Annotated in this window: 14 protein-coding genes; 6 read left to right on the top strand and 8 right to left on the bottom strand. The window is 69.8% G+C overall.

Going from position 1 to position 13259, the window contains the following annotated elements; all coding sequences use genetic code 11:
* Positions 1-82 precede the first annotated feature (82 nt).
* Positions 83-271, top strand: coding sequence for a hypothetical protein (locus ACIBKX_RS23540; RefSeq protein ID WP_363273777.1), 189 nt, complete (start codon positions 83-85; stop codon positions 269-271).
* A gap of 100 nt (positions 272-371) precedes the next feature.
* Here the strand turns inward: ACIBKX_RS23540 and ACIBKX_RS23535 are convergent, their stop codons facing one another.
* The 3 genes from ACIBKX_RS23535 to nth all read right to left on the bottom strand — a co-directional run bounded on the left by ACIBKX_RS23535 (position 372) and on the right by nth (position 3538).
* Positions 372-1574: a MarP family serine protease gene (locus tag ACIBKX_RS23535; RefSeq protein ID WP_363273778.1), complete on the bottom strand. Its 1203-nt coding sequence runs from the start codon at positions 1572-1574 to the stop codon at positions 372-374.
* Positions 1575-1623: 49 nt separating this feature from the next.
* Positions 1624-2352, bottom strand: coding sequence for a CoA pyrophosphatase (locus ACIBKX_RS23530; RefSeq protein WP_363273779.1), 729 nt, complete (start codon positions 2350-2352; stop codon positions 1624-1626).
* Positions 2353-2476: 124 nt separating this feature from the next.
* Positions 2477-3538, bottom strand: a complete 1062-nt coding sequence (gene nth, locus ACIBKX_RS23525) for an endonuclease III (protein WP_363273780.1) — start codon at positions 3536-3538, stop codon at positions 2477-2479.
* A 311-nt stretch (positions 3539-3849) separates the two neighbouring features.
* Here nth and ACIBKX_RS23520 point away from each other — a divergent pair, with 311 nt between their 5' ends.
* Positions 3850-4524, top strand: a complete 675-nt coding sequence (locus tag ACIBKX_RS23520; RefSeq protein WP_016642758.1) for a Crp/Fnr family transcriptional regulator — start codon at positions 3850-3852, stop codon at positions 4522-4524.
* 84 nt (positions 4525-4608) lie between these two features.
* Here the strand turns inward: ACIBKX_RS23520 and ACIBKX_RS23515 are convergent, their stop codons facing one another.
* From ACIBKX_RS23515 to ACIBKX_RS23500, 4 genes are all read right to left on the bottom strand, one after another.
* Positions 4609-5439 (bottom strand): MBL fold metallo-hydrolase, encoded by an 831-nt coding sequence (locus tag ACIBKX_RS23515; protein ID WP_363273781.1) that lies wholly within the window; start codon positions 5437-5439, stop codon positions 4609-4611.
* Positions 5436-6302: an NUDIX hydrolase gene (locus ACIBKX_RS23510; RefSeq protein ID WP_363273782.1), complete on the bottom strand. Its 867-nt coding sequence runs from the start codon at positions 6300-6302 to the stop codon at positions 5436-5438. Before ACIBKX_RS23510 ends, ACIBKX_RS23515 begins: the two co-directional genes overlap by 4 nt.
* 194 nt (positions 6303-6496) lie before the next feature.
* Entirely contained in the window at positions 6497-6967 is a 471-nt protein-coding gene (locus tag ACIBKX_RS23505) for a RidA family protein (RefSeq protein WP_363273783.1), read from the bottom strand.
* On the bottom strand, positions 6964-7122 hold the full coding sequence (locus ACIBKX_RS23500) for a DUF4177 domain-containing protein (protein WP_009189813.1): 159 nt from the start codon (positions 7120-7122) through the stop codon (positions 6964-6966). The genes ACIBKX_RS23505 and ACIBKX_RS23500 overlap by 4 nt, the downstream gene beginning before the upstream one ends.
* A gap of 103 nt (positions 7123-7225) precedes the next feature.
* Here ACIBKX_RS23500 and ACIBKX_RS23495 point away from each other — a divergent pair, with 103 nt between their 5' ends.
* Both ACIBKX_RS23495 and ACIBKX_RS23490 read left to right on the top strand, forming a co-directional pair.
* Positions 7226-8206 (top strand): ArsA-related P-loop ATPase, encoded by a 981-nt coding sequence (locus ACIBKX_RS23495; protein ID WP_363273784.1) that lies wholly within the window; start codon positions 7226-7228, stop codon positions 8204-8206.
* Positions 8203-9708: an ArsA family ATPase gene (locus ACIBKX_RS23490; RefSeq protein WP_363273785.1), complete on the top strand. Its 1506-nt coding sequence runs from the start codon at positions 8203-8205 to the stop codon at positions 9706-9708. The genes ACIBKX_RS23495 and ACIBKX_RS23490 overlap by 4 nt, the downstream gene beginning before the upstream one ends.
* 90 nt (positions 9709-9798) lie before the next feature.
* On the opposite strand, the gene ACIBKX_RS23485 is transcribed toward ACIBKX_RS23490, so the two are convergent.
* Positions 9799-10143: a WhiB family transcriptional regulator gene (locus ACIBKX_RS23485; protein ID WP_167828965.1), complete on the bottom strand. Its 345-nt coding sequence runs from the start codon at positions 10141-10143 to the stop codon at positions 9799-9801.
* Positions 10144-10573: 430 nt separating this feature from the next.
* Between ACIBKX_RS23485 and ACIBKX_RS23480 the strand changes: the two genes are divergently transcribed.
* Positions 10574-10843, top strand: a complete 270-nt coding sequence (locus tag ACIBKX_RS23480; RefSeq protein WP_363273786.1) for a hypothetical protein — start codon at positions 10574-10576, stop codon at positions 10841-10843.
* Between the two features lie 80 nt (positions 10844-10923).
* Complete coding sequence (locus ACIBKX_RS23475) at positions 10924-13176, top strand: transglycosylase domain-containing protein (protein WP_363273787.1); 2253 nt, start codon at positions 10924-10926, stop codon at positions 13174-13176.
* The last annotated feature ends 83 nt before the right edge of the window (positions 13177-13259 follow it).

Here is a 13259-nt window from a genome sequence, read left to right as displayed (position 1 = left end):
AACGGCCACTTGCCCCCTGCATAGGCCAATTGGGGCCCCTGTGCGGGGTTACCGACCTTGAGGCACGGGCACACGTCGGGGTATGGGCTGGACGCACGACTACAGTGACGCAGCACGCAACCGCCGCTCGGCCACAGCGGTGAACAGCCACGAGGGGGGTGGCCCACACGATCCGGGCCACGAAGACCCTGCTCAGGGCATCGGCATTCCACGCATCCTGCGCCGCAGGGCCCGCTGGGTCTCGGCGCGGCTGCGGCATACACGCGACTGAGCCGCGTCCGCGCGACTGAGTCCCGGCAGCGCGACTGAGTCCCGGCAGCGCCGCCGAGTCCCGGCAGCGCGGCCGAGTCCCAGCGGCGCCCCGCCCCGCGCTAGAGCGCGCACCCCTCGCTGTCGACCTCCTGGTTGGCGGTGCGGCCTGCCTCGATGTCCTCGCGGACCTCGTCGGCGGTGAGCGCGTAGCCCGTGTCCGGGTCGTCCAGGGACTTCGCGAACACCACGCCGTACACCTTGCCGTCCGGCGTGAGCAGCGGGCCGCCGGAGTTGCCCTGGCGGACCGTCGCGTACAGCGAGTAGACGTCGCGACGCACCGTGCCCCGGTGGTAGATGTCCGGGCCGTTGGCCGTGATGCGGCCGCGTACGCGCGCGGGGCGCACGTCGTAGGGGCCGTTCTCCGGGAAGCCCGCGACGATCGCGCCGGCGCCGCTGGTCGCGTCCTTCGACGTGAACTGGAGCGCGGGGGCCTGGAGGGTCGGCACGTCCAGTACGGCGATGTCGCGCTCCCAGTCGTAGAGCACCACCTTCGCGTCGTACGTCCTGCCGTCACCGCCTATCTGCACCGTCGGCTCGTCGACGCCGCCCACCACATGCGCGTTGGTCATCACACGGCGCTCGGCGAAGACGAAGCCGGTGCCTTCCAGGACCTTGCCGCAGCCGCGCGCCTCGCCCTGCACCTTCACGATGGAGCGCTTGGCCCGCGTCGCGACCGCGCTCTTGGCGAGCGCCGGGTCGGGGGCCTGGACCTCGGTGATGGGCTCGTTCGAGAACGGGCTGAAGACCTGCGGGAAGCCGTTGCGCGCGAGGACGGAGGAGAAGTCCGCGAACCAGGTGTCGGCCTGGTTGGGCAGGGCGCGGGAGACGCCGAGCAGGATCTTGGAGTTACGGACTTCCTTGCCGAGCGTCGGCAGCGTCGTACCCGCGAGGGCGGAGCCGATCAGCCAGGCGACCAGGAGCATCGCCACCACGTTGACCAGCGCGCCGCCCGTCGCGTCCAGGGCGCGGGCGGGCTGCCAGGTGATGTATCTGCGCAGCTTGTTGCCGAGGTGCGTGGTGAAGGCCTGGCCGACCGACGCGCAGACGATCACGATGACGACGGCCACCACGGCGGCCGTCGTGCCCACCGCCTGCTTGTCGTCCGTGAAGGCACCCCAGATGACGGGCAGCAGGTACACCGCGACGAGGCCGCCGCCCAGGAACCCGATCACCGACAGGATGCCGACGACGAATCCCTGCCGGTAGCCGACCACCGCGAACCACACGGCGGCGACCACCAACAGGATGTCCAGCACGTTCACCGATTCAATCCTCGCCTCGCATCGCGGTCGCCACGTCCCCGCAACCTTGTCATGCGCGCCAGTCGAGCGGGACCTGCTTCGAGCGGTCCCAGGGGCGCTCCCAGCCCGCGAAGTGCAGGATCCTGTCGATCACTCCGGCCGTAAAACCCCAGACCAGAGCGGATTCGACGAGGAAGGCGGGGCCCTGGTGGCCGCTCGGATGAACGGTCGTCGCGCGGTTGTCGGGATCCGTGAGATCTGACACGGGAACCGTGAAGACACGGGCCGTCTCGGCCGGATCGACCACGCCGACGGGACTGGGGGAACGCCACCAACCCAGTACGGGCGTGACCACGAAATCGCTCACCGGGATGAAGAGCCGGGGCAGCACGCCGAAGAGCTGGACGCCGCTGGGGTCGAGCCCGGTCTCCTCCTCGGCCTCCCGGAGCGCGGCCCGCAGCGGGCCGTCGGTCTGCGGATCGCCGTCCTCGGGGTCGAGGGCGCCGCCGGGGAAGGAGGGCTGGCCCGCGTGCGAGCGGAGGCTGCCGGAGCGCTCCATGAGCAACAGCTCGGGGCCTTGGGCACCCTCTCCGAAGAGGATCAGTACGGCGGACTGGCGGCCGGCGCCGCTCTCCGGGGGCAGAAAACGGCTGAGCTGGGTCGGCTCGACGGTCTCCGCGGCGCGGGCGACGGGGGTCAGCCAGGCGGGGAGGCCGTCCGCGCTGACGCGCACGTGGCCGTTGTGGCCGTCCTGGCCGGTGCCGCCGGCGGGCTCCTGGAAGCCGTTCCCGTTGCTCATGTACGTATGACTCGTATCGCTGGTATCGCTCGCGTGCGTCATCGGCACCCCCGTCCAACTGTGGACAACGCCTGTGGACCCTCCGTTGGTTCCTCGCCGGTCCGTTCCCCGGCCGGTCGCCCGCTCATGCCGCGCCCAGTGGGGGCGCCGCCTTTCCCGGGAAGTCCGGCGGGGGCTTGAGCCGCTGGCCGGGCAGGCCGCCCATCTCGTACTTGAGGAGCTTCCTCGCCTTCTCCGGGTCGGTCTCGCCCTCTCCGTACGACGGACAGAGGCCGGCGATGGGGCAGGCGCCGCAGGCGGGCTTGCGGGCGTGACAGATGCGGCGGCCGTGGAAGATCACGCGGTGCGAGAGCATCGTCCACTCACTCTTCGGGAAGAGCTCCGCGACGGCGGCCTCGACCTTCTCCGGGTCCGTCTCCTCGGTCCACTTCCAGCGGCGGACGAGGCGCCCGAAGTGGGTGTCCACGGTGATTCCGGGGACTCCGAAGGCGTTGCCGAGCACCACGAACGCCGTCTTGCGGCCCACGCCGGGCAGCTTGACCAAGTCCTCTATGCGGCCGGGGACCTCGCCGCCGTGGTTGTCCCGCAGGGCCGCGGCGAGACCCATGATCGACTTCGTCTTCGCCCGGAAGAACCCGGTCGGCCGGATCAGCTCCTCGACCTCTTCGGGGTTGGCCGCGGCGAGGTCCTCCGGGGTGGGGTACGCGGCGAAGAGGCGGGGCGTCGTCTGGTTCACCCGCAGGTCGGTCGTCTGCGCGGAGAGGACCGTGGCGACCAGGAGCTCGAAGGGGTTCTCGAAGTCGAGCTCGGGGTGGGCGTACGAGTAGACCTCGGCGAGCTCGCGGTTGATGCGGCGGGCTCGGCGGACGAGGGCGGTGCGGGATTCGGTTTTGGGGGGTTCGGGGGGGTTGAGAGGGTTGAGTGCTTTGGCGGGGGCGGCTTTCTTCGCGGGGGTGGCCTTCTTGGCAGAGGCGGTCTTCTTGGCGGAGGCGGTCTGCTTTGCCGGGGTCGCCTTCTTGGCGGAGGCGGTCTGCTTTGCCGGGGTCGCCTTCTTGGCGGGTGCCGTCCCCTTCCCCGCGGTCACCTTCTTCGCCGCGGTCACCTTCTTCACCGCGGCCGCCTTCTTCGCGGGCGTACCCGACCCCCTCTCGGCGGAGGTGACCGACTTGGCCGAAGACTTCTTCACCGGTGGCACCCTTGTCCCTTTTGTCGCATTCTCTGACTCAGTGGAAGTCTGTTCGCCCACAGCGGAATCACGGCGTGCGCTCACCCTTCCAGCCCCCTCGGCCTGTGCTCTCACCGGCTTTTTGGACACCCGGCCAGCCTAGAGCCCGGCACTGACATCCGCCCCTGACCCCATGGATCGGCCCCCAATTGGCCCCCTCCCGCACAGCATCGGACGCCGGTGCGGCAGACTTGTGACTGATCACACTGTTTGGACCGTCCGGCAAGATGGGGAGCACGGTCCCCTGATGCAGGTCGACAAGGAGAGAACTCGTGGACGACGTTCTGCGGCGCGCCCCGCTCTTCGCGGCGCTCGATGACGAGCAGGCCGCGGAGCTCCGCGCCTCCATGAGTGAGGTGACGCTCGCGCGCGGGGATGCGCTTTTCCATGAGGGCGACCCCGGAGACCGCCTTTACGTGGTCACCGAGGGCAAGGTGAAGCTTCACCGGACCTCGCCCGACGGCCGCGAGAACATGCTCGCGGTGCTCGGCCCCGGCGAGCTCATCGGTGAGCTGTCGCTGTTCGACCCGGGGCCGCGTACGGCCACGGCGTCCGCCCTCACCGAGGTCAAGCTGCTGGGCCTCGGCCACGGCGACCTCCAGCCCTGGCTGAACGCGCGGCCCGAGGTGGCCGCGGCGCTGCTGCGTGCCGTCGCACGCCGTCTGCGCAAGACCAACGACCAGATGTCCGACCTGGTCTTCTCCGACGTGCCGGGCCGTGTGGCCCGCGCGCTCCTCGACCTGTCGCGCCGCTTCGGCGTGCAGTCCGAAGAGGGCATCCACGTCGTGCACGACCTCACGCAGGAAGAGCTCGCCCAGCTGGTCGGCGCCTCCCGCGAGACGGTCAACAAGGCTCTGGCGGACTTCGCGGGCCGCGGCTGGCTCCGTCTCGAGGCCCGCGCGGTGATCCTGCTGGACGTGGAGCGCCTGGCCAAGCGGTCACGCTGACGCCGGTTCACCGACACTTCGTCGTACGCCGATGGGGTCCCGCCTCTCTGAGAGGCGGGACCCCATCGGCGTATCCGGGGCCCGCTAGATCAGCCCGTGCTCACGCAGATAGTCCAGCTGCGCCCGCACCGAAAGCTCCGCCGCCGGCCACAGTGAGCGGTCCACGTCGGCGTACACATGGGCGACGACGTCCGCGGCCTTCACGTAGCCGTTCTCGACGGCCGTCTCGACCTGGGCGAGGCGGTTGGCGCGGTGGGCGAGGTAGAAGTCGACCGCGCCCTGGGCGTCCTCCAGGACCGGGCCGTGGCCCGGCAGGACCGTGTGCACGCCGTCGTCGACGGTCAGGGAGCGCAGCCGCCGCAGCGAGTCCAGATAGTCCCCCAGACGGCCGTCAGGGTGCGCCACGACCGTCGTACCGCGGCCCAGGACCGTATCGCCCGTCAGGACGGACCGATCGGCCGGGAGATGGAAGCACAGGGAGTCCGCCGTGTGGCCCGGCGTCGGGACCACGCGCAGCTCCAGGCCGCCCGTCGTGACGACGTCCCCCGCGCCGAGGCCCTCGTCGCCCAGGCGCAGCGCCGGGTCGAGGGCCCGCACCTTGGTGCCGGTCAGCTCGGCGAAGCGGGCGGCGCCCTCCGCGTGGTCCGGGTGGCCGTGGGTGAGCAGGGTCAGGGCGACGCGCCGCCCGGCCCGCTCGGCGGTGGCGATGACGTTCTGGAGGTGGGCGTCGTCCAGCGGGCCCGGGTCGATGACGACCGCGAGGTCGGAGTCCGGCTCCGCGACGATCCACGTGTTGGTGCCGTCCAGCGTCATGGCGGACGCGTTGGGCGCCAGCACGTTCACGGTACGGGCGGTGGCGGGACCGCTGAGGACTCCGCCCCGGGGCTGTCCGGGGAGGGCTGCGGCTTCGGTCATGCGGCTCCCCCTGTAGGGATGTGCTTGGTGAACTCGTCGTGCCCCGGCCAGGTCAGGACCAACTCGCCGTCCTCCAGGCGGGCTTGGGCGAGGACCGGCGTCAGATCGCGCTCCGGGGCGGCGGCCAGGGCGTCGGCGGCGGCTCCGTAGGCGCTCAGTTGGCGCAGCGTGGCGATGGTCGGCGGCATCATCAGGAGCTCGCCCTTGTCGTACCCCTCCGTGGCCTTCTCCGGAGCGATCCACACTGTCCGGTCGGCCTCCGTAGAGGCGTTGCGGGTGCGCTGCCCCTCCGGGAGCACGGCCACGAAGAAGAACGTGTCGTACCGCTTGGGCTCGAACTCCGGAGTGATCCACCGCGCCCAGGCGGCAAGCAGGTCGCTACGGAGGACAAGGCCACGCCGGTCCAGGAACTCGGCGAAGGAGAACTCACGGGCCACCAGGGCCTCCCGGTCGGCCTCCCAGTCGTCGCCGGTGGTGTCGCCGACGACGGTCGAGGGGGTGGGGCCCGCAAGGAGCACGCCCGCCTCCTCGTACGTCTCGCGCACCGCCGCGCACACGATCGCCTGGGCGCCGGACTCGTCGACGCCGAGCCGCGCAGCCCAGGAGGCCAGGGACGGGCCCGCCCAGCTGACCAGGCGGTCGTCGTCACGCGGGTCCACTCCGCCGCCCGGATACGCGTACGCGCCTCCGGCGAAGGCCATGGAGGCGCGTCTGCGCAGCATGTGCACGGCGGGGCCCGTCGCGGAGTCCCGCAGGAGCATGACCGTGGCGGCCCGGCGCGGAACAGCCGGCGTCAGTTCGCCGCTGCTCAGCGCACGGATGCGGTCGGGCCACTCCGGGGGATACCACTGCCCATTAGCCATGGGCGGAGGCTATCTCCTGGTGGGCTGATGTTCGAGAGGCAACTACCGGGTGCCAGGAGGCAGCGATGCAGCCACCGCTGGCACCTCCCGGAAGGCGATCACGCCACCGCCGGTTCCTCCCGGAAAGCGATCACGCCACCGCTCGTTCCTCCCGGAGGGCGATCACGCCTCCGTCAGCTCCACCTGGAAGACGATCATGCCTCCGTCAGCTCCACCTGGATCTCGACCTCGACCGGCGCGTCCAGCGGCAGGACCGCGACGCCGACGGCGCTGCGGGCGTGCACGCCCTTGTCGCCGAGGACCTCGCCGAGCAGCTCGCTGGAGCCGTTGATCACTCCGGGCTGGCCGGTGAAGTCGGGGGCCGAGGCCACGAAGCCGACGACCTTCACGACACGCTTGATCCGGTCCAGGTCGCCCACCAGCGACTTCACCGCGGCAAGCGCGTTCAGCGCGCACGTGCGGGCCAGGTCCTTGGCCTCTTCGGGGGTCACCTCGGCGCCGACCTTGCCGGTCACCGGAAGCTTGCCCTCCACCATCGGGAGCTGCCCCGAGGTGTAGACGTACACACCGGACTGGACGGCCGGCTGGTAGGTCGCCAGCGGCGGCACGACCTCCGGCAGGGTCAGTCCGAGCTCGGCGAGGCGAGCATCGACGACGCCGCTCATGCCTGCTTCTCCCGCTTCAGGTAGGCCACGAGCTGCTCAGGGTTCGGCCCGGGCACGACCTGGACGAGCTCCCAGCCGTCCTCGCCCCAGGTGTCCAGAATCTGCTTCGTGGCATGGACGAGCAGCGGCACGGTTGCGTATTCCCACTTGGTCATGTGGCCGACTGTAGCCGTTGTGAGGGGTTGCTCAGCCGCGGTGAGGTACTGCTCACGGTGGCCTCCTGCGTAGTCCGGACGGCGACTGGTTAGGCTCACAAGTGTGAGCAGGCTCCAGGTCGTCAGCGGCAAGGGTGGTACCGGCAAGACCACGGTGGCCGCCGCCCTAGCGCTCGCCCTCGCGACGGAGGGCAAGCGCACCCTCCTCGTCGAGGTCGAGGGCAGACAGGGCATCGCGCAGCTCTTCGAGACCGAAGCGTTGCCCTATGAGGAGCGGAAGATCGCCGTCGCTCCGGGCGGCGGGGAGGTGTACGCCCTCGCCATCGACCCCGAACTGGCGCTGCTCGACTACCTCCAGATGTTCTACAAGCTGGGGAGCGCCGGACGCGCCCTGAAGAAGCTCGGCGCCATCGACTTCGCCACCACCGTCGCGCCGGGTCTGCGGGACGTCCTGCTCACCGGCAAGGCCTGTGAGGCGGTGCGCCGCAAGGACAAGCGCGGGCGGTTCACGTACGACTGCGTCGTGATGGACGCCCCGCCGACCGGGCGCATCACCCGCTTCCTGAACGTCAACGACGAGGTCGCGGGGCTGGCCAAGATCGGCCCGATACACAATCAGGCGCAGGCCGTGATGCGCGTACTCAAGTCCCCGGAGACGGCGGTCCACTTGGTGACGCTGCTCGAGGAGATGCCGGTCCAGGAGACCGCCGACGGGATCGCCGAGCTGCGGGCCGCGCAGCTGCCCGTGGGCCGCGTCATCGTGAACATGGTGCGGCCCGCCCTGCTCGACGAGGCCTCCCTCGACCTGGGCCTGGAGCAGGCCCCCCGCACAGCCATCGCCAAGTCCCTCTCCGCGGCGGGCTTGGGCGGCGCGCGGCGCGGCGGCAACGCGGAGCGGCTCGTCGACCCGCTCCTGGAGCAGGCCGCCGAGTACGCCGAGCGGTACGCCCTGGAGCGCGACCAGCGGACGGTGCTCGGCGAACTGGGCCTGCCCCGGCACGAACTCCCGATGCTCGCCGGAGGGATGGACCTGGCGGGCCTCTACGAACTCGCGACGGAACTGCGGAGGCAAGGGATCGCATGACGACGTCCGACCCGGCACGCGACGAGCACGCGGTACGTGGAGCGGTACGTGGAGACGGCTCCGTCCGCGAAGACCACGCCGTACGAAGCGATCACGCGGTACGACCTCTGGACCCGGCGCCCGGCCTCGACGTGGACGGGCTGCTCGACGACCCGAAGACCCGCATCGTGGTGTGCTGCGGCTCCGGAGGCGTCGGCAAGACGACGACGGCCGCCGCGCTCGGCCTGCGGGCCGCCGAGCGGGGCCGCAAGGTCGTCGTCCTGACCATTGACCCGGCGCGCAGGCTCGCCCAGTCCATGGGGATCGACTCCCTCGACAACGTCCCGCGCCGGGTGAAGGCCGTGGACGGTGCGGGCGAGCTGCACGCGATGATGCTCGACATGAAGCGCACCTTCGACGAGATCGTCGAGGCGCACGCGGACGCGGAGCGGGCGAGCGCGATCCTCAACAACCCCTTCTACCAGTCGCTTTCGGCGGGCTTCGCGGGCACGCAGGAGTACATGGCGATGGAGAAGCTGGGGCAGCTGCGGTCCCGTGACGAGTGGGACCTGATCGTCGTCGACACTCCGCCCTCGCGCTCGGCCCTGGACTTCCTCGACGCGCCGAAGCGCCTCGGCTCGTTCCTGGACGGCAAGCTGATCCGGGTCCTGATGGCGCCCGCGAAGGTGGGCGGCCGGGCCGGGATGAAGTTCCTGAACGTCGGCATGTCGATGATGACGGGCGCCCTGGGCAAGCTCCTCGGGGGTCAACTGCTGCGTGACGTGCAGACGTTCGTGGCCGCGATGGACACCATGTTCGGCGGTTTCCGCACCCGCGCGGACGCGACGTACCGGCTGCTTCAGGCGCCCGGCACGGCGTTCCTCGTGGTGGCGTCGCCGGAGCGGGACGCGTTGCGCGAGGCGGCGTACTTCGTGGAGCGCCTGGCGGCGGACGACATGCCGCTCGCCGGACTCGTGCTGAACCGGGTGCACGGCAGCGGCGCCGCCCAGCTTTCGGCCGAGCGGGCACTTGCCGCCGCGGAAAATCTTGATGAGAGCCGCATTGTGGATCAGGGGGACGGGAAGGTTGGAGGGCGTACCTCCTATGAGGCTGCCGTCGACTCCCCCGAGACGCCCGAGCCTTCCGAGACTTCCGAAAGCCCCGAGAATCCAGCACCTTCTGAACTTCACGAGCTGCCTGTAGGGCACGAGCCACCTGTAGGGCACGAGCCACCTGTGGGGCACGAGCCGTCTGCAGAACTCGAGTCAGCCGGCGAACCGTCCGCAGAGCCCGAACCGTCCGTCGATCAGCTCACCGCCGGTCTGCTGCGGCTGCACGCGGAACGTATGCAGTTGCTCGCGCGCGAACAGCGCACCCGTGACCGCTTCACCGCGCTCCACCCGGAGGTGGCCGTGGCCGAAGTGACCGCGCTGCCGGGCGATGTGCACGACCTGGCGGGCCTTCGCGCCATCGGTGACCGGCTCGCGGCCGGTGGTCACAGTGATCCGGCCGGAGCTGCCTGAGCAGCCCGGAGCCGCTTCTGGTCTTGTGGCGGGGTCGGCTCTGGCCTTGTGGCGGGGTCGGCCCCGCCGTCACCACCGTCGCCGTGGGAGCTACCCCACCGCCGCGTAGCTCTCGTACGTCTCGTCGTCCTCCAAGTCCACGGGCAGCAGGCCCGCGCCACGCTCGTACTCGGAGCGTGCCGTCTCGAGGAGTCGGCGCCATGAGGTGACGGTCGGACGCCTGCGCAGCAGTGCGCGGCGCTCCCGCTCCGTCATGCCACCCCACACGCCGAACTCGACGCGGTTGTCCAGCGCGTCGGCCAGGCACTCGGTCCGCACCGGGCAGCCGGTGCACACCGCCTTGGCCCTGTTCTGCGCTGCTCCTTGAACGAACAGTTCATCTGGATCGGTAGTGCGGCAGGCCGCCTGCGCACTCCAGTCGGTTACCCAGCCCATACCGGCGCCGTCCTCTCCCGAATCGAGGCTCCCCCACGGCGGCAGCGGCATATTCACCGCCGCCAGTTGAGGACGTTACGGAAGGTAGGGACAGCGCAACACCCCCTTCGGGCCCAATCTTGAATGGCCCGAACGGACTATGCGTAAGCGGCAGATCACCCGACGGAGTGAGCTGACGACATGCGTGAGGAACCCGGCAAAGGCGGGCATTTCAGTTGAGTCACAACGGGCACCGGATGGCGCATGAGGCGAATTCGGACACTCCCTCGAGCTCTCCAGGAGCAGGAGGTGGCCCTTCGTCAGATTCGGGGATGACGGAGGGGTTGTTGCTGAACCGCACTGCTGTGACAGTTGAGAGCAGCTTAGGCCAAGGCATTGAGGCCTGTCCGGCGAATCAGAACGTAGGCGGCTCACGTTGCTCTGCAGTCCGGTGCTCAGCAGTCCGGTGCTCAGCAGTCCGGTGCTCAGCAGTCCGGTGCTCAGCAGTCCGCTGCTCAGCAGTCCGCTGCTCAGCAGTCCGCTGCTCAGCAGTCCGCTGCTCAGCAGTCCGCTGCTCAGCCGTCCGCTGCTCAGCCGTCAGGACGACGACTGCCGGCCCTTGCGGCGCGAGCCGTCTGTCCGAGCGGGTGGGCTGGAGATCTGTCTGCCCCGGCTGCGTGCCCACGGACTGGTCATTTCTGCCGGTCCGGACGGCGTTTGATGTCACGATCCGGCACTCGAACACCCCGGAGGAACCACCGCTCCCTCGGAACGTCCATAACAACGGATTAGGCTGCCCTCATGGGAAAGAAGCGCTCGGGCGGTGGTCTGTCACCAACTCAGCAGGCCGCGAAGTTCCTAGGTGTCAGCGTGCTCGCGGGAGCTGTGCTGGCCGGTATCGCCCTGCCCGCGGCCGGGGCGCTCGGGCTCGCGGCCAAGGGGTCGGTCGAGGGGTTCGACGAGATCCCCGCCAACCTGAAGCAGCCGCCGCTGAGTCAGCGCACCACGATCCTCGACTCCAAGGGCGGGTCGATCGCGACGGTCTACTCACGTGACCGCACCGTGGTCCCCCTCAAGGAGATCTCGCCGTACATGCAGAAGGCGATCGTCGCGATCGAGGACGCCCGCTTCTACGAGCACGGCGCGGTCGACATGAAGGGCATCCTGCGCGCGCTGAACCAGAACGCGCAGAGCGGCGGCGTCTCCCAGGGCGCGTCCACCCTCACCCAGCAGTACGTGAAGAACGTCTTCGTGGAAGAGGCCGGCGACGACCCGACGAAGGTCGCCGAGGCCACCCAGCAGACCCTCGGGCGCAAGATCCGCGAGCTGAAGTACGCGATCCAGATCGAGGACAAGCTCGGCAAGAAGCGCATCCTCAGCAACTACCTGAACATCACGTACTTCGGTCAGCAGGCGTACGGCGTCGAGGCGGCCTCCCAGCGCTACTTCTCCAAGCCCGCCAAGGACCTGAAGGTCCAGGAGGCCGCGCTGCTCGCCGGCATCGTCCAGTCCCCCAGCCGGTACGACCCGGTCAACGACGCGGAAGAGGCCACCAAGCGCCGCAATGTCGTCCTCCAGCGCATGGCGGAGACGCACGACATCACGCAGACGGAGGCCGAGACGGCGAAAGAGACGCCGCTCGGCCTGAAGGTGAGCAAGCCCAAGAACGGCTGCATCACGGCCGTCAGCGGCGCCGGGTTCTTCTGTGACTACGTACGCGAGGTCTTCCTCTCCAACCCGGTCTTCGGCAAGACCAAGGAGGACCGGGCCAAGGTCTGGAACCAGGGCGGTCTGCAGATCAGGACGACGCTCGACCCGCAGGCACAGCAGTCCGTGCAGGCCTCGATAAAGGATCACGTCAACCAGACGGACGACGTGGCGACGGCGGCCACGATCGTCGAGCCGGGCACAGGGAAGATCCTGGGCATGGGCCAGTCGCGGCCCTACGGCTTCAAGAAGGACGAGACCACGATCAACCTCTCCGTAGACGACGCCATGGGCGGCGGCGCGGGCTACCAGCCGGGTTCGACTTTCAAACCCATCGTCGCGGCGGCCGCCCTGGAGGGCGGAATGCCTCCTACGAAGAGCTACGGCTCGCCGTACGAGATGCCGTATCCCAGCAGCGTCGACGCCTGTGACGGCAAGAAGTGGGTGAACTCCGGCGGCGCGAAGCTCACCAACGAGAACGAGTCCGAGGTCGGCCCCTACGCCATGAAGGAAGCGACCGCGAAGTCGGTCAACACCTACTACGTGGAGATGATCGGCGACATCGGCATCTGCCCGGTGACGAAGATGGCCGACAAGATGGGCGTCCAGCGGGCCGACGGCAAGGACATGGTCCAGGCACCGTCGATCGCGCTCGGCACCCAGGAGATGTCGCCCCTGACGATGGCGGGCGCGTACGCGACGTTCGCCTCGCGCGGCACGTACTGCACGCCGATCGCGATCGAGTCGATCTCCGCCCCCGGCGGCAAGTCGCTCCCCGTGCCGAAGTCGTCCTGCTCGCGCGCGATGTCCCAGAAGACCGCCGACACGATCAACACCCTCCTGAAGGGCGTCGTCGAGGACGGCACGGGCCAGCAGGCGGGCCTCGGCTCCCGCCCGAGCGCGGGCAAGACCGGTACGACCGACTACCGCTACGCCGCCTGGTTCGTCGGCTACACCCCGAACATGTCGGGCGCGGTCTGGGTCGGCGACCCGCAGCACAAGCGGCAGATGGTCGACATCACCATCGGCGGCGTCCCGTACGACAAGGTCTTCGGTGGCGAGGTGCCGGGCCCGATCTGGCGCGACGCGATGAGCGGCGCCCTCGCGGGCAAGCCGGCCCCGGGCTTCAACACGATCCACATCCCGGACGGCAACAAGGGCAAGGACAAGGACAAGCCCCACGACGACAACAAGCCGGGCGGCGGCGACCACACGGGTGGCGGCGGCCACGACGGCGGCGGTGGCGGCGACCCCTGGCCGGACATCTCGCTGCCGCCGGACGTGATCGGCGGGGGCGGGAACGGCGGCAATGGGAACGGCGGGATCGGCGGAGGCTGGGGCCGCTAGGTCTTTCTCCTACGTACGACGATGAGGGCGCCCCCTGTCTGTGCAGGGGGCGCCCTCATCGTCGTACTGCGTGGAAGTGACTC

The sequence above is a fragment of the Streptomyces sp. NPDC050658 genome, assembly GCF_044457025.1.
GTDB lineage: Bacteria > Actinomycetota > Actinomycetes > Streptomycetales > Streptomycetaceae > Streptomyces.
The sequence above is the reverse complement of the archived record's forward strand: the minus strand, read 5'-3'. Positions and strand labels throughout refer to the sequence as shown.

Excerpts from the sequence above, each read along its gene's own strand:
- ACIBKX_RS23515 (WP_363273781.1), bottom strand. The coding sequence starts at position 5,439 with ATGACCGAAGCCGCAGCCCTCCCCGGACAGCCCCGGGGCGGAGTCCTC.
- ACIBKX_RS23540 (WP_363273777.1), top strand. The coding sequence starts at position 83 with ATGGGCTGGACGCACGACTACAGTGACGCAGCACGCAACCGCCGCTCG.
- ACIBKX_RS23475 (WP_363273787.1), top strand. The coding sequence starts at position 10,924 with ATGGGAAAGAAGCGCTCGGGCGGTGGTCTGTCACCAACTCAGCAGGCC.
- ACIBKX_RS23530 (WP_363273779.1), bottom strand. The coding sequence starts at position 2,352 with ATGAGCAACGGGAACGGCTTCCAGGAGCCCGCCGGCGGCACCGGCCAG.
- ACIBKX_RS23490 (WP_363273785.1), top strand. The coding sequence starts at position 8,203 with ATGACGACGTCCGACCCGGCACGCGACGAGCACGCGGTACGTGGAGCG.
- ACIBKX_RS23500 (WP_009189813.1), bottom strand. The coding sequence starts at position 7,122 with ATGACCAAGTGGGAATACGCAACCGTGCCGCTGCTCGTCCATGCCACG.
- ACIBKX_RS23510 (WP_363273782.1), bottom strand. The coding sequence starts at position 6,302 with ATGGCTAATGGGCAGTGGTATCCCCCGGAGTGGCCCGACCGCATCCGT.
- ACIBKX_RS23505 (WP_363273783.1), bottom strand. The coding sequence starts at position 6,967 with ATGAGCGGCGTCGTCGATGCTCGCCTCGCCGAGCTCGGACTGACCCTG.
- ACIBKX_RS23485 (WP_167828965.1), bottom strand. The coding sequence starts at position 10,143 with ATGGGCTGGGTAACCGACTGGAGTGCGCAGGCGGCCTGCCGCACTACC.